This window comes from Pseudomonas kermanshahensis, from assembly GCF_014269205.2.
Taxonomy (GTDB): domain Bacteria; phylum Pseudomonadota; class Gammaproteobacteria; order Pseudomonadales; family Pseudomonadaceae; genus Aquipseudomonas; species Aquipseudomonas kermanshahensis.
Genome location: NZ_JABWRY020000001.1, coordinates 367,462 through 392,338, shown reverse-complemented (window position 1 = coordinate 392,338; position 24,877 = coordinate 367,462). Strand labels below are relative to the sequence as shown.

Sequence of the window (24,877 nt, the reverse complement as noted above, 5' to 3'; positions counted from 1 at the left end):
CGTTCGCTATTGTCGTGTAGGAGCGGCCTTGTGTCGCGAAAGGGCTGCGCAGCAGCCCCGGTATTTCAGCATGGCTATGGAAACGACTGGGGGCACTTCGCGCCCCTTTCGCGACGCAAGGCCGCTCCTACAGAGGCGGCGGAACCTGCTTGCCCCTGCCATGGTCGCAGTTAACCAAATGCTTCGCAGGTGGGTTTGCCACCGCGCTTGTGTCATCATGCTCCGACCGCCGGTGAGTCCTTTTAAGCCTTTTTATGAACAGACCCTACGCACTGCTGCTTGCCTTCGCCCTGCTCCAGGGTTGCCAGAGCCTGGCCCCGCAAAAAGCCGAGCCTCCCGTTGCCGAGGCGGGCACAGGCGAGGCCGAAAAAACCGTGGTGTACGGTTCGTTCAAGCAAGACACCCTTTATAGCCTGCTGGTCGCGGAGCTGGCCGGCCAGCGCAACCGCTTCGACATCGCCCTGGCCAACTACACCGACCAGGCCGAAAAGACCCAGGACCCTGGCGTCTCCGAGCGTGCCTACCGTATCGCCGAATACCTCGGCGCCGACGAGCCGGCCTTGGACAACGCCCTGGTCTGGGCCCGCAACGACCCGGACAACCTCGACGCCCAACGCGCCGCCGCCATCCAGTTGGCCCGTGCCGGGCGCTACGACGATGCCATGGTGTACATGGAGAAAGTCCTGCAGGGCCAGGGCGATACCCATTTCGACTTCCTCGCCCTGTCCGCCGCCGAGACCGACCAGAGCACCCGCGACGGCTTGCTGCAGAGCTTCGAACGCCTGCTGGTCAAATACCCGGACAACGGCCAACTGGTGTTCGGCAAGGCGCTGCTGCTGAACCAGGACGGCAAGACCGAAGAAGCGCTTGAGCTGCTCGAGGCGCACCCGCCGCAAGACGGCGAGATCGCACCGGTCCTGCTGCGCGCCCGGCTGCTCCAGGCCCTGGACCGCGGCAAAGAGGCCCTGCCCTTGTTGCGCGGTGCGATCCGCGACAACCCGGATGACAAACGCCTGCGCCTGACCTACGCCCGTACCCTGGTCGAGCAGGACCGCATGGCCGATGCCAAAAGCGAGTTCATCAGCTTGGTCCAGCAGTACCCCGAGGACGACGAGCTGCGTTACTCCCTAGCCCTGGTATGCCTTGAAAACAAAGACTGGGATGAGGCCGAAGGCTACCTGCAGGAGCTGATCGAGCGTGACAGCAACGTCGATGCCGCCCACCTGAACCTGGGCCGCATCCGCGAAGAGCGCCACGACCCTGAAGCCGCCTTGCGCGAATACGCCTTGGTCGGCCCCGGCCCCGACTACCTGCCGGCGCAACTGCGCCAGGCCGACATCCTGATTGCCAACGGCCGCGGCAGCGAGGCCTCGCGCCTGCTCGCCGAAGCCCGCGAGGCGCAGCCGGACGTCGCTGTGCAGCTGTACCTGATCGAATCGGAGAGCTACAGCAACAACAACAAGGATGCCCAGGCCAACCAGGTGCTGCAGCAGGCCATCCAACGCTACCCGGACGACCTCAACCTGCTGTACACCCGCGCCATGCTGGCCGAAAAGCGTGACGACCTGCCGCAGATGGAAAAAGACCTGCGCGCCATCATCGCCCGCGAACCCGAAAACGCCATGGCGCTGAACGCCCTGGGTTACACCCTGGCCGACCGCACCACCCGCTACGCCGAAGCCAAGGCGCTGATCGACAAAGCCCACCAGCTGACGCCGGACGACCCGGCCGTGCTCGACAGCCTGGGCTGGGTCGCTTACCGCCAGGGCAAACTCGACGAAGCCGAAGGCTACCTGCGCCAGGCCCTGGCGCGCTTCCCCGACCATGAAGTGGCCGCTCACCTGGGCGAAGTCCTGTGGGCCAACGGCAAGCGCCGTGAAGCCCGCCAGGTCTGGGCCAAGGCCTTCGAAGCCCAACCCGACAGCCCTATCCTGCGCAAGACCGTACTGCGCCTGACCGGATCAGAGACCCTTTAACGCCATGTTCCTGCGCCATTTCATCACCTTCACCCTGATCGCCCTGCTCGCGGGCTGTGCTGGCTTCGGTAGCCGCGAAGCCCTGCAGGGCCAAGGCGACCCGCAGCAGTGGCGCCAGCACAAGGCGCAACTCAGCACCCTGGATGGCTGGCAGATCAACGGCAAGGTCGGCATCCGCGCCCCGCGCGATTCCGGCAGCGGCACGTTGTTCTGGCTGCAACGCCAGGACTATTACGACATCCGCCTGGCAGGCCCATTGGGCCGTGGCGCCGCCCGCCTGACCGGCCGCCCCGGTGGCGTGGTGCTGGAAGTGGCCAACCAGGGCCGCTACGAAGCGACCAGCCCCGAGGCCCTGCTGGAAGAACAACTGGGCTGGCAATTGCCGGTTTCGCACTTGGTCTGGTGGGTGCGTGGCCTGCCCGCGCCCGACAGCAAGAGCAAGCTGACCCTGGACGGCGACAGCCGCCTGGCCAGCCTCGATCAGGATGGCTGGCAGGTCCAGTACCTGAGCTATACCGAGCAGAATGGCTACTGGCTGCCCGAGCGCCTGAAACTGCACGGCAAGGACCTCGACGTGACCCTGGTGGTCAAGGATTGGCAGCCACGCCAGCTGGGGCACTGATCGATGAACACGCTCACCCTGCCGGCCCCGGCCAAGCTCAACCTGTGGCTGCACATCATCGGCCGCCGCCCTGACGGTTACCACGAGCTGGAAACCGTCTTCCAATTTCTCGACCACGCTGACGAATTGACCTTCGCCCTGCGTGAAGACGGTGTGATCCACCTGCACACCGACATCGAGGCGGTGCCCCACGACAGCAACCTGATCGTACGCGCCGCACGCAAACTGCAAGCGCAATCCGGCACAACGCTTGGCGCCGACATCTGGCTGACCAAGGTCTTGCCCATGGGCGGAGGTATCGGTGGCGGCAGCTCGGATGCCGCGACCACCCTGCTGGCGCTGGCGCACTTATGGCAACTGGGCTGGGATGAAGACCGCCTGGCGGCCTTGGGCCTGAGCCTGGGCGCCGACGTGCCGGTATTCGTTCGCGGCCACGCGGCATTCGCCCAGGGTGTCGGCGAACAACTGACCCCGGTCGACCCCGACGAACCCTGGTATGTCGTGCTGGTGCCGCAAGTGTCTGTCAGTACTGTAGAAATTTTTTCACATCCGCAGTTGACACGTGATTCCCTCCCCCTTAAGATGCGCCCCGTTCCCGAGGGAAACAGTCGAAATGACTGCCAACGGGTGGTTGAGCAGCGTTATCCAGAAGTTCGAAACGCATTGAATTCTCTGGGTAAATTCACCGAAGCTCGGCTAACCGGAACTGGAAGTTGTGTGTTTGGGGCCTTCCCAAGCAAAGCCGAAGCTGATAAAGTTCTGGCCCTTCTTTCAGCGACCCAAACAGGGTTTGTGGCGAAAGGAAGCAATATTTCGATGTTGCATCGCAAGCTACAAAGTCTGGTCAAGAAGTCGAGTGCATAGCGCTCGCAGCAACAGATACAGGGGCGTCGCCAAGCGGTAAGGCAGCAGGTTTTGATCCTGCCATGCGTTGGTTCGAATCCAGCCGCCCCTGCCATTTTCCTTATACTCATCCAGGTATACCCTCAGCCTTCAGGTACTGCGCGTGTCCAAGATGATGGTCTTTACGGGGAACGCTAACCCCGATCTGGCTCGGCGTGTCGTACGTCAGCTGCATATCCCTCTCGGTGACGTCTCTGTCGGTAAATTCTCCGACGGCGAGATCAGCACTGAGATCAATGAAAATGTCCGCGGTAAAGACGTCTTCATTATTCAGCCGACCTGTGCCCCGACCAACGATAACCTGATGGAACTGGTAGTGATGGCCGACGCCTTCCGCCGCTCCTCAGCATCCCGAATCACCGCCGTGATTCCTTACTTCGGATACGCCCGCCAGGACCGCCGTCCGCGTTCGGCACGTGTTGCTATCAGCGCCAAAGTTGTCGCTGACATGCTCACTGTCGTAGGTATCGACCGTGTACTCACCGTCGACCTGCACGCTGACCAGATCCAGGGTTTCTTCGATATTCCTGTCGACAACATTTACGGCTCGCCCGTATTGGTCGACGATATCGAAGACCAGCGTTTCGAGAACCTGATGATCGTCTCCCCGGACATCGGTGGTGTCGTGCGCGCACGCGCCGTCGCCAAGTCCCTGGGTGTCGACCTGGGTATCATCGATAAACGCCGCGAAAAGGCTAACCACTCCGAGGTTATGCACATCATCGGCGACGTCGAAGGGCGCACTTGCATCCTGGTAGACGACATGGTCGACACCGCCGGCACCCTGTGCCACGCGGCCAAAGCCCTGAAAGAACACGGCGCTGCCAAGGTTTACGCCTACTGCACGCACCCTGTCCTGTCGGGCCGCGCGATCGAGAACATCGAGAAGTCGGTACTGGACGAGCTGGTGGTGACCAACACCGTTCCGCTGTCCGCCGCTGCTCAAGCCTGTGACCGTATCCGCCAGTTGGATATCGCACCGGTTGTCGCTGAAGCGGTACGCCGCATCAGCAATGAAGAATCGATCAGTGCGATGTTCCGCTAAGCGGAACACGTGTTGATGTGAAGCGCCCCGCCCCAGCATGTGTTGGGGCGGGGCTTTTTTGCCCACCCCGTTTGGCGCTGGTCGCAAACGCCTGCGGGAGATGGCTATTTTGGAGAAGCAAAATGACTGATTTCATCCTGAACGCCCAAAAGCGTACTGACCTGGGGAAAGGTGCGAGCCGCCGCCTGCGTCACTCGCTGAGCATCCCTGCCGTTGTCTACGGTGGCGGTAAAGACGCCGAGTCCCTGACCATCGTGTCGAAGGAAATCGCCAAACTGTTCGAAAACGAAGCTGCCTACAGCCACGTGATCGAGCTGAACGTTGACGGCGTCAAGCAAAACGTCATCGTCAAGGCCATGCAGCGCCACCCAGCCAAGCAATTCATCATGCACGCTGACTTCGTTCGCGTCGTTGCTGGCCAGAAGCTGACCGCCAAGGTTCCGGTTCACTTCATCGGCGAAGAAGCCCCGATCAAGAAAGGCGGCGAGATCTCGCACGTTGTTTCCGAGATCGAAGTTTCTTGCGAAGCCAAAGACCTGCCTGAGTTCATCGAAGTTGACCTGGCCAACGCCGAAGTCGGCAGCATCATCCACCTGTCGGACCTGAAAGCTCCGAAAGGCGTAGAGTTCGTCGCTCTGGCCCACGGTGATGACAAAGCTGTTGCCAACGTTCACGCGCCACGCGTTGCTCCAGAAGCTGAAGGCGCTGCCGAGTAATCCACTCGCACGCCGGTGTTGATCGGGTTACAGTGCCACGCGCCCTGTAACCCACCAACTCCAAGGAAGAGCCCCTGACGTGACCGCCATCCAGTTGATCGTTGGCCTGGGTAACCCCGGCCCCGAATACGAACAGACCCGGCATAACGCAGGGGCTCTTTTCGTTGAACGCATTGCCAGCGCCCAGCGCGTCTCCTTGACCGCTGACCGCAAGTATTTCGGCCTGACGGCTAAATTCAGCCATCAGGGCAACGACGTTCGTCTGCTCATCCCCACCACCTACATGAACCGTAGCGGCCAGTCCGTGGCGGCCTTGGCCAATTTCTTCCGCATCAAGCCGGAAGCGATCCTGGTGGCGCATGACGAACTCGACCTGCCTCCAGGCGTCGCCAAGCTCAAACGCGGCGGCGGCCATGGTGGGCACAACGGCCTGCGCGACATCATCGCGCAGCTCGGCAACCAGAACGACTTCCACCGCCTGCGGCTTGGCATTGGCCACCCGGGCGACGCCAAACTGGTCTCCAACTTCGTCCTGGGCCGCGCGCCGCGCGCCGAGCAGGAGAAGCTCGATGCCAGCATCGATTTTGCCCTCGGCGTGCTGCCAGATGTCCTCGCTGGCGATTTCGCCAAGGCGATGCGCGAACTGCACAGCCAGAAGGCCTGATTTCCTAGAGAGGGAATACCCATGGGTTTCAATTGCGGCATCGTCGGCCTGCCCAACGTCGGCAAGTCCACCCTGTTCAACGCCCTGACCAAGTCTGGCATCGCGGCGGAGAACTTCCCTTTCTGCACCATCGAGCCGAACAGCGGCATCGTGCCGATGCCCGATGCGCGCCTGGCTGCACTGGCGGAAATCGTCAAGCCTAACCGCATCCTGCCGACCACCATGGAATTCGTCGACATCGCAGGCCTGGTGGCGGGCGCTTCGAAGGGTGAAGGCCTGGGCAACAAGTTCCTCGCCAACATCCGCGAGACCGATGCCATCGCCCACGTGGTGCGCTGCTTCGAAGACGAGAACGTGATTCACGTTTCCAACAGCGTCGACCCCAAGCGTGACATCGAGATCATCGACCTCGAGCTGATCTTCGCCGACCTCGACAGCTGCGAGAAGCAACTGCAGAAGGTTGCCCGCAACGCCAAGGGCGGCGACAAAGAAGCCCTGGCGCAAAAGGCCATCCTGGAAAAGCTGATCCCGCACTTCACCGAAGGCAAGCCAGCGCGCAGCTTGATGAAGCACATGGCTGATGACGAAAAGGCCGTCATCCGTGGCTTCCACCTGCTGACCAGCAAGCCGGTGATGTACATCGCCAACGTCGCTGAAGACGGCTTCGACAACAACCCGCACCTGGACGTAGTCCGTGCCATCGCCGAAGAAGAAGGCGCGGTCGTGGTGCCGGTCTGCAACAAGATCGAAGCCGAAATCGCCGAGCTGGACGACGGTGAAGAGAAAGACATGTTCCTCGAGGCCCTGGGCCTGGAAGAGCCTGGCCTGAACCGCGTGATCCGCGCTGGTTACGAGCTGCTGAACCTGCAGACCTACTTCACTGCCGGTGTGCAGGAAGTCCGCGCCTGGACCGTCCGCGTCGGCGCCACCGCGCCACAGGCCGCCGGTGTTATCCACACCGACTTCGAAAAAGGCTTCATCCGCGCCGAAGTGGTAGCGTATGAAGACTTCATCCAGTTCAAGGGTGAAAGCGGCGCCAAGGAAGCCGGTAAATGGCGCCTGGAAGGTAAAGACTACATCGTCAAAGACGGTGACGTGATGCACTTCCGCTTCAACGTCTGATGGGAGCCGTGGGATTCCACGGTACTTGAAAGACTTCAAAACCCCCGTGATCGCTAAGCGACACGGGGGTTTTGTACTTAAGGGTATGAGCCTTCCCTGCTTGCAAGGTTATGGGTTATCACGTGATGAAAAAAGCCTTGATCCTATTCCACTGTTAGTGGACTATAGGCCTGCGTTTATACGTAAACCAAAGGGTGGTTACAGGGATCTTCGGATCGCACCCCGTTGCTGGGAAACCAGCTCGCCGAGCGCGACGTGAGAACGACCTGCCCCGTCGAAGCATGCATCGACGGCTGAGAATCCCTCCTCGAGAGGGATTCGCCGTTTCTGGGCCCTTCATTTCTTCCTAGGGTAGCGATTGCGGACCTCTTTGGGGAACTGGCCGTTCGGTTTTTTCAGGGTATCGACCGCGATCTTGAAAATGCTGAAACCTTTTTTCCTGATCGGAATACCCGGCGAACCTTCACCCAACCTTGCAAAGTAGGCGCTGGTGACGTGTATCCGCAGTACCCTGTTTTCGCGAAAGATGGCCATGCAGATCTTGAACGGTTCCACCTCGCCGCTGGCGTTATTCATGACGTCTATTGTGAAAAAGCTCTCTCCCTGAGTCAGGAACACCGTCGCGCTGGCCAGTTTTTCGAGCATTCCCCGGAGGCACTTGGACGTTTCATAGCGCTCTATGCAGATGAATCGGCTTTCACGACCATCAGCGTACTTCAGTGGAATGTTCCGCTCAGTATCGTCTTTGGTGAAGCAATGAAGGCCGTAGGTGACTACGAAGCGGATTGGATCCTTGCCATCTTGTTTTTGCAAGAAGACTTCGTGACAGTCCAGGTGATTAAGGTCATAGGACGTTCCAGCATGTTCAAACGATTCCCAGCGCTGGATAGCGTCGACGTAAAATTTTGCCAAGCTCACTCCCCGAGCGCGCGTTAATCGCCCGACTTTACACGAGGATGGGGAGTTGTCAGGCAACCTGAAGTGCAAGCATGGCTTCATTTGTAACGCGAGGTGAGTGCTTCTAGCAGCCGAGGTTACGTCGCGGCTTGAGCAACGCCGCCATCCACGCTCTAAGCTGACTCCAACGGGACCTCATGCAGTACATGCCCCCCTGGAGCCTGCACCATGCCCGAAACACCCCCTCCCCCACGCTTCGACTGGCAACGCTGGCTGCCCGGCGTGGTCACCCTGCTTCACTATCAGCGTGCCTGGCTGCCCAGGGACATCGCTGCCGGGCTGGTACTCACCAGCATGCTGGTGCCCGTGGGCATCGCCTACGCCGAAGCCTCGGGCGTACCCGGCATCTACGGCCTCTACGCCACCATCATTCCGCTGCTGGCCTATGCCCTGTTCGGCCCCAGCCGCATCCTGGTATTGGGCCCAGATTCGGCACTGGCCGCGCCCATCCTGGCGGTAGTGGTGCAGTACGCCGCCAGCGACCCGCAGCGCGCCATCACCATCGCCAGCATGATGGCCTTGGTCGCTGGGGTGTTCTGCATGGTCGCCGGTCTGCTGCGCCTGGGCTTCATCACCGAATTGCTGTCCAAGCCGATCCGCTATGGCTACATGAACGGCATCGCCTTGACCGTGCTGATCAGCCAACTGCCCAAACTGTTTGGCTTATCCATCGACAGCCAAGGCCCGCTGCGTGACATCTGGGGCCTGACCCAGGCCCTGCTTGCAGGCCATGGCCACTGGCCCAGCTTCGTCATCGGCGCCGGTAGCCTGGCGCTGATCCTGCTGCTCAAACCGTTCAAGCGCTTGCCCGGCATTCTGATCGCTGTGGTGCTGGCGACACTGGCGGTGAGCCTGCTCGACCTCGACCAGAGCGGCGTCAAAGTCCTCGGCCAGTTACCCCAGGGCCTGCCGGACCTGGTCTTCCCCTGGTTGAGCGATATCGACCTGGTGGAAGTGCTGCTCGGCGGCATCGCAGTGGCGCTTGTGTCATTCGCCGACACCAGCGTGCTGTCGCGCTCCTACGCGGCCCGCCTGAAGATGCCGGTCAACCCGAACCAGGAAATGTTTGGCCTGGGGGTGGCCAACCTGGCCAGCGGGCTATTCCAGGGCATCCCGATCAGCAGCAGTTCGTCACGTACCCCTGTCGCTGAAGCAGCCGGAGCCAAGACCCAGCTCACCGGCATCATCGGGGCGCTGGCCGTGACCGTTCTGCTGCTGGTGGCGCCCAACCTGATGCATTACCTGCCCAACAGTGCCCTCGCCGCCGTGGTGATCGCCGCCGCACTGGGGCTGTTCGAATTCGCCGACCTCAAACGCATCTTCCACATGCAGCAATGGGAGTTCTGGCTGTCGTTTACCTGTTTTGTCGGGGTGGCAGTGTTTGGTGCCATTCCGGGTATCGGCATTGCCGTGGCGATTTCAGTCATCGAATTTCTCTGGGATGGCTGGAGGCCGCATTTTGCAGTGCTCGGCCGGGTGGATGGCACCCGCGGCTACCATGATGTGCAGCGCTACCCGCAAGCCCGGCGCATCCCCGGCCTGGTGCTGCTGCGGTGGGATGCGCCGCTGTTTTTTGCCAATGCCGAGCAGTTCCAGAGCACCGTGCTGGCGGCTGTGGAACAGTCCCCTACCGCCGTGCAACGGTTGGTGATCGCCGCAGAGCCTGTGACCAGCATCGACGTGACCTCTGCAGACATGCTCGCTGAACTGGACCGGGCGCTGGAGGCGCGCGGCGTGGAGTTGCAGTTCGCCGAAATGAAAGACCCGGTGAAAGACAAGATGAAGCGCTTTGAGTTGTTCCAGCACATGGGGGAAAAGGCCTTCCACCCCACCGTCGGCGCTGCGGTGGATGCCTACCTGGAGGACACCGGGGTCGACTGGCAGCCCTAATGCACCCACTGCCGTGCCCTGCGCCGGTCGATCCAGATCAGCAGGGCACTGGCATACACCGACACCGCCAAGAACAGCGCCATGCGCACGGCGAACGCGCGGTAAACATCCTGCCCCGTCGCGCTGTCCTGCACCGACTGCCCCAGCAGTATCAACATCGTAGTCAGGCAACTGACCCAATAGGCCGGGCTATGCCGCGTCGCCACCGCGCGGTACAGCCGCCGGGCCTGCCAAAGCGAAAACAGCAGCACCCACAGGAAAAACATCCACAGGTGCACGAACAGGCTCAATGCCCCCCACAGCAGGATCGCCAGCAGCCCGGCCAGCAAGGTCGAGCCAATCAGTTCTCGGCTGGCATTGCGGGCATGGGTCTCGCTGGCCTGCTGACCGAGGCTCACCGACTTCATGATCAGCGGCATGAACGCATCCGGTGCGATCAGCGCCAGCAAAAAGGCAGGCATGACGATCAGCGTGGCGCGCAGTGCGACCCAGCTGGCCCGTTCAGCGACGAGCGGCGGCGGTGACGGTTGCACAGGTGCGTCAGCCGGTTCGGGGAACATCACATGCGCCAGCGCCGTGCCCAAGGTTGCCAGGAGCATGCCTTTGGACAAGGCCTCGACCACCGACAGCGCCAAGGTGAAATCGCTGGTGCCGGCTGCGGCGATCATGGTCAGGCCGATAACCAGCAAGTTGGCCAACAGGCCGTTGCCGCCCTTCAGGGCATAACGCAGCACCAGAAACACGCCAACGCCGACCAGCAGCACACCACTTACCGGCGCATGGCGCAACAAGGGAATCAGCAACAGGCCACTGCCACAACTCAGCAGTACCAGCACGGCCAACGCCGGTGCCGCGCGCAACGGCAGGGGCTGGCTACGCATGGCCAACAACAGCACCGCGAACACCGGCGCCAAAATCGGCACCGGCAGGCCAAAACCGAAGCTGACCGCCAGGCACAGCGCCACGCCCCAGGCCAGGCGAAGCGCACGCTGGCGCCGCAGCTCAATAGGCATACGAGAGCCAGCTCATCAGCCACATGAACACACGGCCAAGCACGTTCAGCGGGTTGCCCTCGCTGGGCAGCGCCATCACCTCGGCTTGGCCCCCCACCCGCAAGCCGGACTTGTCTTCCAGCTGGTCCCGGTCAAGCTCGACAATCACCGGAAAGCGTTGGGCCGAGCGCAGCCATTCACGGCTGTTCTGCACGCTCGGCAGCGTGCCCGGCGGGTTGCTCTGGCCCACGCTGATGCCATAACCGATGCTGCGTATGCGCCCCTTCAGCACCGTCCCAGGCAGCGCATCGAGCACCACCAGCACCGGTGTGCCGGGGCGCAGGCGGCCGAGGTTGTTCTCGGTCAGGTCGGCGCTGATCCACACGTCATGGATCGCGATCAGGGTCATCATCGGGCTGCCGGCGCCCACGTAGTGGCCCACGTCGGTGCGCAGGTCGGTGATCAACCCGTTGGTATCGGCGCGCACCACCGTTCGCTCCAGGTCCAGGCGGGCCTTTTGCACATTCGCCGCCGCGCTGCGCACCTGCGCGTTATCCGCTTGCGCCCCACCCTGCTGCTCACGTGCCCGCACCACTTCGGCACGGGCTGCTGCGACTTGGCTGATGGCCTGGTCGCGCGTGGCCTGCGCGCCTTCCAGGCGGCGCTGCGACACCGTGCCGGGGTCTTCCTCGATCAGCCGCTTCAGCCGCTCGGCGTCTTGCCGGGCCTTGCGCTCGTTGGCCTGGGCTGCCATCAACGCCGCCTGGGCCGAGTCGATGCCGGCAGTGTGGGCGCCGATCTGCCGGCCCACCGTGTCGAAGTCGGCTTCGGCGCGAGCCAGGGCAATGCGGTATTGCTCCTGGTCCAGTTCGAACAGCACTTCGCCCTTGCGCACTTCCTGGTTGTTACCCACGGCCACGCGCTTGACCTGGCCGGCCACCTCGGCGCTCACCGGCACCACGTAGGCTTGCAGGCGAGCCTGCTGGGTGTACGGTGTAAAACGGTCGGCCAGCAGGTACCAGAGCAGGCTCACGGCAATCAGCAACAATACCCAGCGCAGGCCACGGTCGGGCGCTTGCGCAGGCGGTGTTTGTGGGGTGTCAGTCATTTTTGCTCACCTGGTGGCTGTGCGCTGGGGGCAGGCTCATCCAGCAAGTCTCCCCAATCGGTGCGTTGCTGCATCTGGCGACGGGTGGCCGGGTCGATCGGCGCACGGCCTGGGTCCCAACCGCCGCCCAGGGCCTTGTACAAGGTCACCAGGCTGCTGACGGCATTGCCGCGGCTGACCAGGTAGCCATCCTGTTGTTGCAGCAGCAACTGTTGGGCGTCGAGCACCCGCTGGAAATCAGCGAACCCTTCGCGGTACTGCGACATGGCCAGGCTCAACGAGCGCTGCGCGGCTTGCGAGGCTTGATCGCGAATGCCTGCACTTTGCAGCGAGCGCACCAGGCCACTGGCGGCATCGTCAGCCTCACGGGCGGCTTCGCGCACACGTTGCTGATACAGCTCGATCAATTGCTGCAAGCGCGCATCTTCGACACGCACGGCGTTCTTGCGCCGGCCGTAGTCGAACGGGTTCCAGATCAGGCTTGGGCCGGCCGCGAGGTCGAGCGTGTTGGGCAGGTGACTGGCCGAGACGAACGTCCAACCGAGGCTGCCCAACAGGCTCAGCTGTGGATAAAGGTCAGCTTCGGCCACCCCGACCAGTGCCGATTGCGCCGCCACGGCCTGTTCGGCAGCGCGGATGTCTGGGCGCCGCTGCAAGAGGCGAGCAGGCACGTCCTGCAGCAGTGCGCGGTCCGGCAGTGGCAACTGGCCGTATTGCGACTGCAGCTCCGGCAGTGGGCCGGGGGGGCGCCCGAGCAGGGAGCAGAGCACGTTGCGCAGGGCGTTGAGCTGGTTCTCGAACTCGGGGATGGTCGCCTGGGTCGCCAAGTACTGCGTGCGGGCCTGCTGCCAATCGAGTTCGTCATGCTCGCCATGGCGGAACAACCGCTCGGTGATCTCCAGGCTGCGTGCCTGGCGCTTGGCGTTTTCTTCGGCAATGGCAAGGCGCGCCTCGGCGGTACGCAATGCAAAGTAGGTGTCAGCTACCTGCGCACGCAATAACAACATGGCATCGGCGTAGTTGGCCTGGGAGGCGAAATACAGGGCATCGGCAGACTCGATGGCACGGCTGAAGCGCCCCCAGAAGTCAATTTCCCAGGCGATGTCGAACCCTGCGCTGGACTGCCAGAACACCGAATCGCGGGCAGTGTCGGTGCCGGACTGGTCTTGCTTGAGGTAGAGGCTTTGCGCCCGCACCTGCTGCAACTGCGGGTAACGCCCAGTCTGCACGATGGCCAGCTGTGCACGTGCCTCGGCGATGCGCAGGCCGGCCACGCGCAGGTTGCTGTTGTGGGCGTCGGCTTCGGCAATCAGCGCATCCAGTGCGGGGTCGGCGAACACCTGCCACCACTGGCGAAAGTCCACCGTTGCATCACGCCGCCCGGCCTGCTCCAGCAAGCGTGTGCTCCACGGGTCCAGCCAGGCCGTTTGCGGGGGTTGAAAGTCTGGCCCGACCTGGGTGCAGCCTGACAGCAAGGCAACCAGGCCCAAGGCGCGACGCCAGGTAGGTCCAGGCATGCCAGGCCCCGGCTCAGGCCGACGGTTCGACAGGGTTTTCGGGTACCTGCAGCGCGACCCATTGCCAGAACAACACATAGGTCACGCCAAGAATCACCGGGCCGATGAACAGGCCGATAATGCCTTTGACCACCATGCCGCCCAGTGCGCCGATCAGCACGACAGGCATCGGCACATCGACCCCGCGCCCCAGCAGCAGGGGCTTGAGCACATTGTCAGCGAGGCCGGCGACGAAGGTGTAGACGGCAAACACGATGGTCGCCAGGGTGAAGCCCTCGGCATGGAACACGTAGGCGATCACCGGTAGCGTGATCAGCGTGGCCGGCGCCTGGGCAATACCCAGCATGAGGATGGCAATCGCCAACATTCCCGCCCCCGGCACGCCCTTGATAACAAAGCCAACGCCGATCAGCAGCATCTGGATGAAGGCGATGCCGATTACGCCCTGGGCGACGGCGCGAATGGTGGCGGTGCACAGCTTGGCAATCGACCTGCCGCGCTGCTCGCCGGATACGCGCATGGCAATGCGCTGCGCCGCCAGCTCGCCACGCGCGCCGAAGGCCATGATCACCCCCGAGATGATGATCGCCGCGATGAACATCAAAAACGCCCCCCCGGCACTGGCCGCGGCCCCCAGCAGCACTCGCCCGGCGTCCTTGAGCTGCGGCATCATGCTGTTGAGCACCCCGCTCAGGCTCTCGGATGCTGCCAGCCACAAGGCATACAGGCGCGGCCCGATCAACGGCCAGGAAGCCACCGATTCGGGGGGTGTCGGTACGCTCCAGGCGCCGCTCTTGAGCAGCGTCAGCATGCTGTCCACCGACTCGGTGATCGACACCACCACCAGATAGATCGGCACCAGCAACACCACCAGTACCAGCAGCACCACTACTGTCGCCGCATAGCCATCCTTGAGCCCCCAGCGCCGCGTGATGCGGCAGTGCAGCGGGTACAGCGTGACGGCCAGGATCACCGCCCACAGCATCAGCTCGAGGAACGGCTGGAACACCTGGAAGGAGAAGATCACCAGGGCAGCCACCAAGCCTGCCTTGATCAAGACATCGAGCAAGCCCTGCGACAGGGCGCTGTCCAGCTTGAAACTCGGCTGCATGCTTCACCTCCGAACAGTCAGTACGCCGTCTTGGCGCGAGTCAGTGATCGGTTTCAGGCGTGGGGCGGGTGGCGTCGGGGTCGCGCAACTGTCGGCTCAGGGCCATCATCACCAACGGCACCACCGCCATCGACAGGGTGATGGCCAGCACCAACAGGTCATGCACCTGCTGCTCGAGCACCTGGTGCTCAAGCGCCAGCTTGAACACCACGAACGCAAACTCACCGCCAGATGCCAACACCACGCCCAGGCACAACGCCTGGGGTCGGTTCAGCCCTCCGGCCGTACGGCCCAAAGCCACCAACAGCGGTAGCTTGACGCCCACCAGCAGCAACGTAAGCCCCAGCACCGCCAAGGGCATGCCGAACAGCAGGCGCAAATCGGCGCTCATGCCCACGCCGACGAAAAACAGCCCCAGCAACAGGCCTTTGAGGGGTTCGATCTGGGTTTCGAGCTCGTGACGGAACGGCGACTCGGCCATCAATACGCCAGCGAGAAACGCACCAAGCGCCATCGAGATGCCGACATGCTCCATCACCCAAGCGGTGCCCAGTACTACCAGCAACGCGGTAGCGGTGGACAGCTCCGGCAACCCGGAGCCGACCGTCCATTTGAATACGGGGGTCATCAGGTACCGGCCCCCAATAATGATCACGCCGATGCCGACCGCCACGCCCACCAGCGGCCACGTCCCTTCATCAGCGCGGCTGACATCACCGCCCAGCAAGGGCACCACGGCAATCAGGGGGATGGCGGCAATGTCCTGGAACAGCAGAATCGCGACCGCCAGGCGCCCGTGAGGCTTGCCCAGGTCCTTGCGCTCGGCCAGCACCTGCAAGCCAAACGCCGTGGACGACAGGGCCAGCCCCAGCCCCAGCACGACGGCCGCCGCCTTCGATTGGCCGAACAGCCAATAGGCGAGCAGGCCAAGCACCGCAGCGGTCAGCCCGACCTGCAACGAGCCAACGCCGAAAAGCGCCCGGCGCATGGTCCACAGGCGGCGTGGCGAAAGCTCGAGGCCAATGACGAACAGCAGCATCACCACGCCCATCTCTGACAGGCGTGCGACGTTATCCGGGTTACCCAGCAAACCCAGCACCGAAGGGCCGATGAGGATGCCGGCCAGCAGATACCCCGGCACGGCCCCCAGTTTCAAACGCTGCGCCAGCGGCACCAGCAGTACCACGGCCAAGAGGAACACCACCGTTGCCTGGAGCAAGCTGCCGTCATGTGGCATAGGTCTACACCCTGTAGGCTCCCCGCGGGGATGGGGTCAGTAACGCGCTTCGACAACCTTGAACGGGTAGTTCACCGCCTTGTACTTGCCGACCTTGCCGCGCTTGGGCAATTTCACGACCTGGTCGCGGGTGATGTCCTTGTAGGGAATGCGGCCGAGCAGGTGGCTGATGATGTTCAGCCGTGCGCGCCGCTTGTCGTTGGAGTGGGCCATGAACCATGGCGCCCAGGAGGAATCCGACGCGGCGAACATGTCATCGCGGGCTTTGGTGTAGTCATCCCAGCGGGTATACGACTTCAGGTCCATCGGCGACAGCTTCCACAGCTTGCGGCCGTCATTGATGCGGTCCTGCAGGCGGCGGGTCTGCTCTTCGGCGCTGACCTCCAGCCAGTACTTGATGAGGATGATCCCCGACTCAACCATCATCTTCTCGAACAACGGCACCACAGTGAGAAACTTGTTGGCCTGTTCATCGCTGCAAAACCCCATCACCCGCTCGACACCGGCGCGGTTGTACCAACTGCGGTCGAAGATCACCACCTCGCCTGCAGCAGGCAAATGGCCCAGGTAGCGTTGCACGTACATCTGGGTTTTTTCCCGCTCGGTCGGCGCTGGCAGCGCCACCACACGGAACACCCGAGGGCTGACCCGCTCGGTGAGGGCCTTGATGGTCCCGCCCTTGCCCGCACCATCGCGGCCTTCAAAGACGATGCACACCTTCAGGCCCTTGGCCACGACCCATTCCTGCAGCTTCACCAACTCGACGTGAAGGTGCTTGAGCGCCTTCTCGTAGGCCTTGCCGCCCAATTTTTCGGGCTGTGCCTGAGGGTCCTTCTTCTTGGCTGACTTCGACATGGCTCGCTCCCGCTGGCGAATGAAGACTCAGTATGGTCGATCCATGGCGGTTTGCCGCTTCGCTTATTACGCCCGCGCCGAGCCTTACTGGTGAATGGTTTGCTCGGTCTTTGTGTGTGTAGGAGCAGCCTTGCGCTGCGAAGAGGCCGGTGACTGCCTGAAAGATTCTCTGTGCTACACCGGCCTCTTCGCAGCGCAAGGCTGCTCCTACACAGAACCGCCCCGCGTGCGAGGCAGGGCGCTACTTGGCCAGCTTGTCGTAACTGGTCATCAGGTTGCGGTAATCGGGAAGGTGGTTGGAGAACAGCGTCCCCAGCCCTTCGACGTCATTACGCCAGTCGCGGTGCAGCTCGCAGGCCACGCCGAACCAGGTCATCAGTTGTGCCCCGGCAGCCTCCATACGCCGCCAGGCCGAATCGCGGGTCAATTCGTTGAAGGTGCCAGAGGCGTCGGTGACGACGAACACCTCAAAGCCCTCCTCCAGTGCCGACAGTGCCGGGAACGCGACACAGACCTCAGTCACTACACCGGCGATCAACAGTTGCTTCTTGCCCGTGGCCTTGACGGCCTTGACGAAGTCTTCGTTGTCCCAGGCGTTGATGTTGCCGGGGCGAGCGATGTAGGGGGCATCGGGGAACTGCGCCTTGAGCTCGGGGACCAACGGGCCGTTGGGGCCGGTTTCGAAGCTGGTGGTGAGGATGGTCGGCAGCTTGAAGTACTGGGCCAGGTCTGCCAGGGCCAGGACGTTGTTCTTGAAGCGGTCCGGGTCGATGTCACGCACCAGCGAAAGCAAACCCGCCTGGTGATCGACCAGCAGGACTGCGGCGTTGTTCTTGTCCAGACGCTTGTATTGGAAGGCCATGGTGAAGCTCCTTGCATCAGCAGATGGGGAGTATCAGCGTAGGCAAGGATCAGAGATGGCGGGGACCGCCAGTCGGGGCGCATGCCGCCGTCAGTATTCACGCCGCTTGCGAAACGCCCAACGCCCCACCAGCACGGTGAAGGTCGCCACCAGTGCCACCAGCACCCAGAAGCCATGTGGGTCGTCCGACAGCGGCACGCCACCGACATTCATGCCGAAAAAGCCGGCGATGATGTTGATGGGCAGCGCCAGCACGGTCACCACCGTCAGGGTGAACAGGGTGCGGTTGGTCTGCTCGTTGAGCTTGGCGGCGATCTCTTCCTGCAGCAACTTGATCCGCTCACCCAGGGCGGTGAGGTCGCTGATCACCAGGGTGAACTCTTCGGTCGCCGCGCGCAGCTGGCGCATGTCCTGTTCCTGCAGCCAGTCCGGTGGGCGGTTGAGCAGGCGCAGCAGGGCCCCAGGCTCGAGCGCCAGCAGGCGCTGCAAACGCACCAGTACCCGACGCATGCTGCTGAGTTCGGCGCGGTTGTCACTCAGGCGCTGGGACAGCAACTGGTCTTCGATGCGATCGACGCTGGTGGTGGTTTCGCGCACGATCTGGGTCAACACATCCCCCTGGTCGCGCAGCAGATGCACCAGCAGTTCGATGGACGAATGGAAGCGCTCGCCACGCTTGACCGACGAGCGCAGCTTGTCCACCGAATGCAACGGCTGCAAACGCGCGCTCACCAGCAGCTGGCTGCTGGCGCAGGCCCACAGCGTGGAAATGTCCGACGACACCAGGCCGAAGTTGAACACCACATCGTTGACCACCGCCAACAGCGCCGAATCGGCATGTTCGATACGGGTCGACCGGGACCCCTCGCGCAAGGTTTCGAAAAACGCATCGGGCAGCGTCAGGTGGGCGCGCAGCCAGCGCTCGCAAGCGGCATGGGCCAGGTTCAGGTGCAGCCATAAAAATTCGTCGGGCTCAGGCGGTTCGCCGAGCTTGCGCAGCAACTGCGCCGAATCGATCTCGCGACCGGGCTGGCCTGGGCGGAAGGCAAAAGCATAAAGCAGGCCGAACAGGTCATGGTCCTGTTGCGGATGCAGCGCGGGATGACCCATTCGAACTCGCAATGAGGCATTGAGGTTGATGGCAGAAAGGGTGCGGGATGTACGTTGCAGTTCGATGACAGCGGGTTTGGCGTATGCCGGTCATTTGGGGATAGCCCCGCCAGTTGGCCCATACAAGCGGATCGTTTACTTGGCGACTCGACGATATTGCTGTCTAGGACTGCGAGCAGAATGAGGATCAGTCATTTCGATCAAACCCATAGCAATTGCTGGTTTAAGGTAATTCTTGCTGAATGTGGGACGGTGCGAGAGCCCAAGGCGATCCATCAATTCATTGGCCTTCAATGAAATCCCAATGGGCAGAACATTGAGCAGTCTCGCTACTTGATCGGTTACTTGATCGCCTACTTGATCGCTACCCACTGCTTCGCTGAGGGCTTGAAGCAGTGCTTGGAGCATATACTCGACAAACGGGGTTGCTTCACCAGACTGATCGGCTGCGGCAAGCGCCAAATAGTAGGCTTCTTGCTGCTCACGGATTACCGTTTCTACCGGAAGGTATGCCAGGACTGGTCGCCAACGACTAAGCAACAGCGTCTGCCAGAGCCGTCCCATTCGCCCATTTCCATCAGCAAACGGGTGGATGAACTCAAACTCGTAGTGAAATACACAGCTGATGATCAGGGGGTGCCAATCGTTTTTTACGAGCCAGTGCAATAGGCCCTGCACGAGCGTCGCGACCCGACTGGCTGGGGGCGCCATGTGCAGTAAGCGTACCCCGCGATAGATCCCTACGCCCCCCTTGCGAAAATGGCCAGCGTCATCAATCAGCCCTTGCATCAGCATACCGTGTGCAGCGAGGAGATCGTCTTGAGAGCCGGGGCGCCAGTTCGCCATTGCATCATAGGTAACGAATGCATTTCGGACTTCCTGGATTTCACGTGGCAACCCCAATACCCGCTTGCCATCCAGCAATGCAGTTACCTGCTCCACGCTCAACGTATTGTTCTCTATTGCAAGTGATGCCTGGATAGTCCGAATACGGTTGCCCCGGCGCAGTTGCGGCGTCAGCCCGCTGTCCGGGTGAGCAGCCAACAACCCCACAAGCTCACTGATCTCGGCAACCAATGCCAAAATACGAGGTGTTACCGTGAGCGGTGGTTCGTACTTACTCATTGCCTACAGTCCAAGGAGGTAAGGGGCTTCGTCAGTTTTACGTTCTACACGCCAATGGCTACTGCTCAACACGACTCCTTCCACCTTAATCCACGGGCAATACGAGGGTAAAGCCAGCCAAACATCACTTCACACTTTCCTGAACTGATTATTTGCCCCCAGCGATTTTTCCCCCCGCCAAGCGCCACCAGAATCGCTCACCACAATCACAAAAAGCGTGAGGCCACTCCCGTGGACCAGACACTCCAGGTACGGCAAGCCGCCGCCGACCTCGTCGATGCCTTTGCCAGCAACGACACCGCCCGCTACTTCGCCTGCTTCAGCGAAGACGCCACCTTTCTCTTCCACACCTTGGCGCAGCCGCTGTTGTCGCGTGGCGCTTATGAAGCCGTGTGGGCCCAGTGGCAGGCCGACGGTTTTGCCGTGCTGGCGTGTGAGTCGGGCAATGCGCAAGTGAGCCTGCAAGGTGACGTGGCGATCTTCATGCACGATGTGGCCACACACATCCGCATCGCCGGTGAAGAGCACCAGCTGGCCGAGCGTGAAACCATCGTGTTTCGCCGCCAGGGCGAGCGCTGGTTGGCCTGCCATGAACACCTGTCGGTCGTCACCACCGCCTGATCCTCTTTTACGCGGCCTTGCCGCTCTGCCATCGCACCCACAATAAGGCCCGCGCACTGCGCCGGGCGACAACAACCGCGCTGGAGTATCACCATGAGCCACTCGACCGGTATCGAGACCAACGGCGTCGAACAGATTCCCGACGACCAACGCCACGCCTCCCCGCTTGACCTGTTCCGCCTGATTTTCGGCGGTGCCAACACCTTTGCCACGGCCGTGCTGGGCAGCTTCCCAGTGCTGTTCGGGTTGTCGTTCCAGGCCGGGGTCTGGGCGATTGTGCTCGGGGTCGGCATCGGTGCCATCATCCTCGCCCCCATGGGCCTGTTCGGTGCGCTCAACGGCACCAACAACGCGGTGTCGTCGGGCGCGCACTTCGGCGTGCACGGGCGCATCGTCGGCTCGTTCCTGTCGCTGCTCACCGCCGTGGCGTTCTTCTCGCTGTCGGTGTGGAGCTCGGGCGATGCCTTGGTGGGTGGCGCCAAACGCCTGGCCGGCCTACCAGAAACCGACCTCACCCTGGGCCTGGCCTATGGCCTGTTCGCGGTGTTGGTCCTGGTGGTGTGCATCTTCGGCTTCCGCTTCATGCTGTGGGTCAACAAGATTGCAGTGTGGGCGTCGAGCTTGCTGTTCTTGCTGGGCATCGCGGCCTTCGCCGGGCCGTTCGATGCGGGCTATGCCGGCAGCGTCAACCTTGGCCAAGCGGGTTTCTGGGCAGCCTTCGTCGGTGCGGCGATCCTGGCCATGAGCAACCCGGTGTCGTTCGGTGCGTTCCTGGGCGACTGGTCGCGCTACATTCCGCGGACCACGCCCAAGTCGCGCATCATGCTGGCGGTGATCGGCGCCCAGGCCGCGACCTTGATCCCGTTCCTGTTCGGCCTGTGTACCGCCACCTTGGTCGCCAGCCAGGCGCCTGACTATATCGCGGCCAACAACTATGTCGGCGGCCTGCTGGCGATCTCGCCGAGCTGGTTCTTCCTGCCGGTGTGCCTGATTGCGGTGATCGGCGGCATGTCCACCGGTACCACCGCGCTGTACGGCACGGGCCTGGACATGTCCAGCGTGTTCCCGCGCTTGCTCAGCCGCGCCGCCGCCACCTTGCTGATCGGCGTGCTGGCGATCGGCTTCATCTTCATCGGCCGCTTCACCTTCAACCTGGTGCAGAGCGTGTCGACCTTCGCCGTGCTGATCATCACCTGCACCAGCCCATGGATGGTGATCATGATCCTCGGCCTGATCACCCGTCGCGGCTTCTACCATGCCGATGACCTGCAGGTGTTCACCCGTGGCCAGCGCGGCGGCCACTACTGGTTCACGCACGGCTGGAACTGGCGCGGCATGGGGGCGTGGATCCCCAGCGCGGCAGTCGGCCTGTGCTTCGTCAACCTGCCGGGTCAGTTCGTTGGCCCGCTGGGCGACCTGGCCGGCGGCATCGACCTGAGCCTGCCGGTAACCCTGGGGCTGGCGGGGGTACTGTACCTCGCTCTGCTCAACCTGTTCCCTGAACCTGCTGGCGTATATGGGCCCAATGGCCCGCGCTGGGTGCGCTGCAAAAGCACCTCGCATGCGCCGGTAATCACTGCCGAAATGGCCTGACTGGAATTTGCCCATGACCACTTCTCACTACATCGCCGGCCGCTGGGTCGAAGGCCAAGGCAGCGACTGCATCAGCGTCAATGACCCTGCCCTGGGCCAGCCCTTCGCCGAATTGATGGCCGCCAGCGTTGCCCAGGTCGACCAAGCCGTGGCCGCCGCGCGCGAAGCCCTGCCGACCTGGAAGCAGACCAGCGCCAGCGAACGTGCAGCGTACCTGCGCGGTTTCGCCGAGCAACTCGGGCAGCGCCGTGAAGCGTTGATCACCCTGCAGATGCGCAACAACGGCAAGCCGCGCCACGAGGCCGAAATCGACCTGGACGACGCGATTGCCACCTTCAACTACTACGCCGACCTGGCGGAGCAGTTGCCGCAAAGGAACCGCGATGTGCCCCTGGCCGCGCCCGGCTTCACCGCCCGCACCCGCCTGGAACCGGTCGGCGTGGTCGGCCTGATCGTGCCGTGGAACTTCCCGCTGGTGACCAGCGCCTGGAAGCTCGCCCCCGCCTTGGCCGCAGGCTGCACCGTGGTGCTCAAGCCTTCGGAAATCACCCCGCTGATCGAGCAGGCGTACGGCCAGATCGCCGAGGCCCTCGGCCTGCCCGCCGGCGTGCTGAACATCGTCAACGGCAAGGCCGAAACCGGCGCGGCGCTGAGCAACCACGCAGGCCTCGACAAGCTGTCGTTCACCGGCAGCAACAGTGTTGGCAGCCAGGTGATGCGCAGCGCTTCTGCCCAATGCCGGCCCGTGACGCTGGAGCTAGGCGGCAAGTCGGCGATCGTGGTGTTCGATGATTGCGACATCGACCAGGCCGTGGAATGGATTGTCGCTGGCATCAGCTGGAACGCCGGGCAGATGTGCTCGGCCACCTCACGCCTGCTGGTGCAGGACGGCATCGCCGATGCGCTGCTGCCGCGCTTGCAGGCGGCACTGGAGAACCTGCGGGTGGGCAACCCGTTGAGCGAAGAAGTGGACATGGGCCCGCTGACCAGCCAGGCGCAATGGCTGAAGGTTGCCAGCTACTTCGCCACCGCACGCGAAGAGGGCCTGCAATGCCTGGCCGGCGGCAAAGCGCTGGACCGTGATGGCTGGTTCGTCAGCCCCACGCTGTATGTGGACGTCCCGGCCCACAGCCGCCTGTGGACCGAAGAGATCTTCGGCCCGGTGCTGTGTGCACGGCGCTTCACCACTGAAGCGCAGGCGATCGCCGAAGCCAACGACAGCCGCTTCGGCCTGGTGGCCACGGTCTGCTCTGCCGACCTGGAACGCGCCGAACGCGTTGCCGATGCGCTGGAGGTTGGCCACGTGTGGATCAACTCGGTGCAGGCAGTATTCGTCGAGACCTCGTGGGGCGGAACCAAAGGCAGCGGCATCGGGCGCGAGCTCGGGCCCTGGGGGTTGTCGGGGTACCTCTCGGTGAAGCATGTGACGCGCTGCCTGGGTTAACCCCAGCGGCTGGTCAAGAAGCCCCTTGCTGACGGATGTCACAAGGGGCTTTTGCTTTGCGCATGATTCCGTTTCACAAAGGCCCTCATGGCCACGTGACTTTTCAGTCATCGCGCAAAGTCCCACTTCCTGGTACCCCCACAATCACAACACCAGGCCGGACCACCATGCACCCTCAACGCACCGCCTTGCACAACGAACTGCACGCTCGCCCGTCGCTGTATTTCGACGGCCCGGCCCATGTCTTCCACCTCGCCTTGCTCGGCGGCGATGCAGCGTGTGCGGCGCTGCTGCAACGCTGCTGCCCAGAGGCGCAGCACATCAACGCAGCGCAGGGCATTACCCGGCTGGACGGCCACCCGTTCAAATGGGAACGGCACACCGAGTTCTTCACCCTGACCCTGGTGGTGCCCTGCTCCACCGCCAACACCGAGTGGCAAGCCCTGCCACAGGTGCTAGCCGAAGCCATCGCCCCGCAAACGGCGCAGGTGATCAATGCGGTGCAGGTGCTGGTCCGCGACGAACAGGACCTCGACCTGAGCCACTATGGCTTCAAAGACCCCTGCGGCTCCTGTGTGGGCGGTGGCGATGCGTCGGTGTGGAGCGATTTTCGCCTGACCGAGGACGGTACCAACCGCTTCCTGTTCATCAATCGCCGCCTCAATGCCTACCGCCAGGGCCGCATGATCCGGCGCCTGCTGGAGATCGAAACCTACCGCATGATGGCCTCGCTGACCCTGACCACGGCCAAGGCCCTGAGCCAAGAGCTGGACGCCTTCGACAAGACCCTGGTGAGCCTGTCCGAACGCAGCGCCGGCGGCGATGGCCACGACTCCAAGGGGCTGCTCGACGCCATCGCCCTGCTCTCGCGGCAGGTGGTCAGCCACACGGTGAAGACCCGCCACCGCTTCGGCGCTACCCAGGCGTATGCGCAACTGGTGTTTGAGCGGTTGGCTGAACTGCGCGAAAGCCACGTGGGCGATTGCCAGCGGTTGGGCGTGTTCATCGAACGCCGGTTCAAGCCTACGGTGCGTTACTGCGCAGCCACCGAGCAACGGCTGGAGCAGTTGGCGAAGAATGTCGCCAACCTGGGGGACCTGCTGCAGGCCCGGGTGCAGGTGGAGATGGAAGAGCAGAACGCAGAGATCCTGCGCAGCCTCAATGCCCGGGCCGACGCCCAGGTGAAGATTCAGCGGGCGGTGGAGGGGCTGTCGATCATCGCCATCACCTATTACCTGTTGAACCTGTTCAAGCTGCTGTATGGCGGGCTGAATGTGCTGGGGGTGGGGCTGACGGCGCGGGATGGGTTGTTGGCGATGGCGCCGCCAGTGCTGTTAGTGCTGCTGGTGATCCTGGTGAGGATCAGGCAGGCCAAGCAGCATTGAAGCCCTGTGGGCCGCTGTGCGG

At 62.8% G+C, this 24,877-nt stretch carries 22 protein-coding genes and 1 tRNA gene; 13 read left to right on the top strand and 10 right to left on the bottom strand.

What is annotated here, in order from left to right; genetic code table 11:
• The first annotated feature begins 254 nt into the window (after window positions 1-254).
• From HU764_RS01900 to ychF, 8 genes are all read left to right on the top strand, one after another.
• Window positions 255-1,976, top strand: coding sequence for a tetratricopeptide repeat protein (locus HU764_RS01900; RefSeq protein WP_186703615.1), 1,722 nt, complete (start codon window positions 255-257; stop codon window positions 1,974-1,976).
• Window positions 1,977-1,980: 4 nt separating this feature from the next.
• Window positions 1,981-2,598, top strand: a complete 618-nt coding sequence (lolB, locus tag HU764_RS01895) for a lipoprotein insertase outer membrane protein LolB (RefSeq protein ID WP_027594477.1) — start codon at window positions 1,981-1,983, stop codon at window positions 2,596-2,598.
• A gap of 3 nt (window positions 2,599-2,601) precedes the next feature.
• Window positions 2,602-3,462 (top strand): 4-(cytidine 5'-diphospho)-2-C-methyl-D-erythritol kinase, encoded by an 861-nt coding sequence (gene ispE, locus HU764_RS01890; RefSeq protein ID WP_186681721.1) that lies wholly within the window; start codon window positions 2,602-2,604, stop codon window positions 3,460-3,462.
• Between the two features lie 19 nt (window positions 3,463-3,481).
• Window positions 3,482-3,556 (top strand) — tRNA-Gln (locus HU764_RS01885).
• A gap of 48 nt (window positions 3,557-3,604) precedes the next feature.
• A complete protein-coding gene (locus HU764_RS01880; RefSeq protein WP_003247410.1) occupies window positions 3,605-4,546 on the top strand; it encodes a ribose-phosphate pyrophosphokinase in 942 nt (313 codons plus the stop codon).
• 122 nt (window positions 4,547-4,668) lie between these two features.
• Window positions 4,669-5,262: a 50S ribosomal protein L25/general stress protein Ctc gene (locus tag HU764_RS01875; RefSeq protein WP_027594479.1), complete on the top strand. Its 594-nt coding sequence runs from the start codon at window positions 4,669-4,671 to the stop codon at window positions 5,260-5,262.
• A gap of 79 nt (window positions 5,263-5,341) precedes the next feature.
• Window positions 5,342-5,926: an aminoacyl-tRNA hydrolase gene (gene pth / locus HU764_RS01870; protein ID WP_008099045.1), complete on the top strand. Its 585-nt coding sequence runs from the start codon at window positions 5,342-5,344 to the stop codon at window positions 5,924-5,926.
• Between the two features lie 21 nt (window positions 5,927-5,947).
• Window positions 5,948-7,048 carry a redox-regulated ATPase YchF gene (gene ychF, locus HU764_RS01865; protein WP_186681718.1) on the top strand — a complete coding sequence of 367 codons (1,101 nt, stop codon included), beginning with the start codon at window positions 5,948-5,950 and terminating at the stop codon, window positions 7,046-7,048.
• Between the two features lie 336 nt (window positions 7,049-7,384).
• Here the strand turns inward: ychF and HU764_RS01860 are convergent, their stop codons facing one another.
• The gene (locus tag HU764_RS01860) at window positions 7,385-7,960 is read right to left on the bottom strand and encodes a hypothetical protein (protein ID WP_186703614.1); all 576 of its coding nucleotides are present in this window, start codon (window positions 7,958-7,960) and stop codon (window positions 7,385-7,387) included.
• Window positions 7,961-8,173: 213 nt separating this feature from the next.
• Here HU764_RS01860 and HU764_RS01855 point away from each other — a divergent pair, with 213 nt between their 5' ends.
• Window positions 8,174-9,895, top strand: a complete 1,722-nt coding sequence (locus HU764_RS01855) for a SulP family inorganic anion transporter (RefSeq protein ID WP_186681714.1) — start codon at window positions 8,174-8,176, stop codon at window positions 9,893-9,895.
• On the opposite strand, the gene HU764_RS01850 is transcribed toward HU764_RS01855, so the two are convergent.
• The 9 genes from HU764_RS01850 to HU764_RS01810 all read right to left on the bottom strand — a co-directional run bounded on the left by HU764_RS01850 (window position 9,892) and on the right by HU764_RS01810 (window position 19,812).
• Window positions 9,892-10,908 (bottom strand): DUF2955 domain-containing protein, encoded by a 1,017-nt coding sequence (locus HU764_RS01850; RefSeq protein WP_186703613.1) that lies wholly within the window; start codon window positions 10,906-10,908, stop codon window positions 9,892-9,894. The genes HU764_RS01855 and HU764_RS01850 overlap by 4 nt on opposite strands.
• The gene (locus HU764_RS01845) at window positions 10,898-11,995 is read right to left on the bottom strand and encodes an HlyD family secretion protein (RefSeq protein WP_186681710.1); all 1,098 of its coding nucleotides are present in this window, start codon (window positions 11,993-11,995) and stop codon (window positions 10,898-10,900) included. The genes HU764_RS01850 and HU764_RS01845 overlap by 11 nt, the downstream gene beginning before the upstream one ends.
• On the bottom strand, window positions 11,992-13,512 hold the full coding sequence (locus HU764_RS01840) for an efflux transporter outer membrane subunit (protein ID WP_186681708.1): 1,521 nt from the start codon (window positions 13,510-13,512) through the stop codon (window positions 11,992-11,994). The genes HU764_RS01845 and HU764_RS01840 overlap by 4 nt, the downstream gene beginning before the upstream one ends.
• 13 nt (window positions 13,513-13,525) lie before the next feature.
• On the bottom strand, window positions 13,526-14,623 hold the full coding sequence (locus HU764_RS01835) for an AI-2E family transporter (protein ID WP_099452888.1): 1,098 nt from the start codon (window positions 14,621-14,623) through the stop codon (window positions 13,526-13,528).
• A gap of 40 nt (window positions 14,624-14,663) precedes the next feature.
• On the bottom strand, window positions 14,664-15,860 hold the full coding sequence (locus HU764_RS01830) for a monovalent cation:proton antiporter-2 (CPA2) family protein (protein ID WP_186681705.1): 1,197 nt from the start codon (window positions 15,858-15,860) through the stop codon (window positions 14,664-14,666).
• Window positions 15,861-15,896: 36 nt separating this feature from the next.
• A complete protein-coding gene (ppk2, locus tag HU764_RS01825; RefSeq protein ID WP_186681703.1) occupies window positions 15,897-16,715 on the bottom strand; it encodes a polyphosphate kinase 2 in 819 nt (272 codons plus the stop codon).
• A 241-nt stretch (window positions 16,716-16,956) separates the two neighbouring features.
• Complete coding sequence (gene ycaC / locus HU764_RS01820) at window positions 16,957-17,577, bottom strand: isochorismate family cysteine hydrolase YcaC (protein WP_027594492.1); 621 nt, start codon at window positions 17,575-17,577, stop codon at window positions 16,957-16,959.
• Between the two features lie 90 nt (window positions 17,578-17,667).
• Window positions 17,668-18,687, bottom strand: coding sequence for a transporter (locus HU764_RS01815; RefSeq protein ID WP_186681701.1), 1,020 nt, complete (start codon window positions 18,685-18,687; stop codon window positions 17,668-17,670).
• Between the two features lie 135 nt (window positions 18,688-18,822).
• Window positions 18,823-19,812 carry a Fic family protein gene (locus HU764_RS01810; protein WP_186681699.1) on the bottom strand — a complete coding sequence of 330 codons (990 nt, stop codon included), beginning with the start codon at window positions 19,810-19,812 and terminating at the stop codon, window positions 18,823-18,825.
• A gap of 231 nt (window positions 19,813-20,043) precedes the next feature.
• On the opposite strand from HU764_RS01810, the gene HU764_RS01805 reads away from it, so the two are divergent.
• The 4 genes from HU764_RS01805 (at window position 20,044) to HU764_RS01790 (ending at window position 24,855) form a co-directional block, all read left to right on the top strand.
• Window positions 20,044-20,433, top strand: coding sequence for a YybH family protein (locus HU764_RS01805; RefSeq protein WP_099452884.1), 390 nt, complete (start codon window positions 20,044-20,046; stop codon window positions 20,431-20,433).
• A gap of 93 nt (window positions 20,434-20,526) precedes the next feature.
• Window positions 20,527-22,026, top strand: coding sequence for a purine-cytosine permease family protein (locus HU764_RS01800; RefSeq protein ID WP_085274116.1), 1,500 nt, complete (start codon window positions 20,527-20,529; stop codon window positions 22,024-22,026).
• 13 nt (window positions 22,027-22,039) lie between these two features.
• Window positions 22,040-23,470, top strand: a complete 1,431-nt coding sequence (locus HU764_RS01795; protein WP_186703612.1) for an aldehyde dehydrogenase family protein — start codon at window positions 22,040-22,042, stop codon at window positions 23,468-23,470.
• 167 nt (window positions 23,471-23,637) lie between these two features.
• Complete coding sequence (locus HU764_RS01790) at window positions 23,638-24,855, top strand: DUF3422 domain-containing protein (protein WP_186681692.1); 1,218 nt, start codon at window positions 23,638-23,640, stop codon at window positions 24,853-24,855.
• Window positions 24,856-24,877 lie beyond the last annotated feature (22 nt).

What these genes read in the sequence shown, in the direction of transcription:
- HU764_RS01900 (WP_186703615.1), top strand. Translation starts at nt 255, where the DNA reads ATGAACAGACCCTACGCACTGCTGCTTGCCTTCGCCCTGCTCCAGGGT.
- lolB (WP_027594477.1), top strand. Translation starts at nt 1,981, where the DNA reads ATGTTCCTGCGCCATTTCATCACCTTCACCCTGATCGCCCTGCTCGCG.
- ispE (WP_186681721.1), top strand. Translation starts at nt 2,602, where the DNA reads ATGAACACGCTCACCCTGCCGGCCCCGGCCAAGCTCAACCTGTGGCTG.
- HU764_RS01875 (WP_027594479.1), top strand. Translation starts at nt 4,669, where the DNA reads ATGACTGATTTCATCCTGAACGCCCAAAAGCGTACTGACCTGGGGAAA.
- ychF (WP_186681718.1), top strand. Translation starts at nt 5,948, where the DNA reads ATGGGTTTCAATTGCGGCATCGTCGGCCTGCCCAACGTCGGCAAGTCC.
- HU764_RS01855 (WP_186681714.1), top strand. Translation starts at nt 8,174, where the DNA reads ATGCCCGAAACACCCCCTCCCCCACGCTTCGACTGGCAACGCTGGCTG.
- HU764_RS01850 (WP_186703613.1), bottom strand. Translation starts at nt 10,908, where the DNA reads ATGCCTATTGAGCTGCGGCGCCAGCGTGCGCTTCGCCTGGCCTGGGGC.
- HU764_RS01845 (WP_186681710.1), bottom strand. Translation starts at nt 11,995, where the DNA reads ATGACTGACACCCCACAAACACCGCCTGCGCAAGCGCCCGACCGTGGC.
- HU764_RS01840 (WP_186681708.1), bottom strand. Translation starts at nt 13,512, where the DNA reads ATGCCTGGACCTACCTGGCGTCGCGCCTTGGGCCTGGTTGCCTTGCTG.
- HU764_RS01835 (WP_099452888.1), bottom strand. Translation starts at nt 14,623, where the DNA reads ATGCAGCCGAGTTTCAAGCTGGACAGCGCCCTGTCGCAGGGCTTGCTC.
- HU764_RS01830 (WP_186681705.1), bottom strand. Translation starts at nt 15,860, where the DNA reads ATGCCACATGACGGCAGCTTGCTCCAGGCAACGGTGGTGTTCCTCTTG.
- ppk2 (WP_186681703.1), bottom strand. Translation starts at nt 16,715, where the DNA reads ATGTCGAAGTCAGCCAAGAAGAAGGACCCTCAGGCACAGCCCGAAAAA.
- ycaC (WP_027594492.1), bottom strand. Translation starts at nt 17,577, where the DNA reads ATGGCCTTCCAATACAAGCGTCTGGACAAGAACAACGCCGCAGTCCTG.
- HU764_RS01815 (WP_186681701.1), bottom strand. Translation starts at nt 18,687, where the DNA reads ATGGGTCATCCCGCGCTGCATCCGCAACAGGACCATGACCTGTTCGGC.
- HU764_RS01810 (WP_186681699.1), bottom strand. Translation starts at nt 19,812, where the DNA reads ATGAGTAAGTACGAACCACCGCTCACGGTAACACCTCGTATTTTGGCA.
- HU764_RS01800 (WP_085274116.1), top strand. Translation starts at nt 20,527, where the DNA reads ATGAGCCACTCGACCGGTATCGAGACCAACGGCGTCGAACAGATTCCC.
- HU764_RS01795 (WP_186703612.1), top strand. Translation starts at nt 22,040, where the DNA reads ATGACCACTTCTCACTACATCGCCGGCCGCTGGGTCGAAGGCCAAGGC.
- HU764_RS01790 (WP_186681692.1), top strand. Translation starts at nt 23,638, where the DNA reads ATGCACCCTCAACGCACCGCCTTGCACAACGAACTGCACGCTCGCCCG.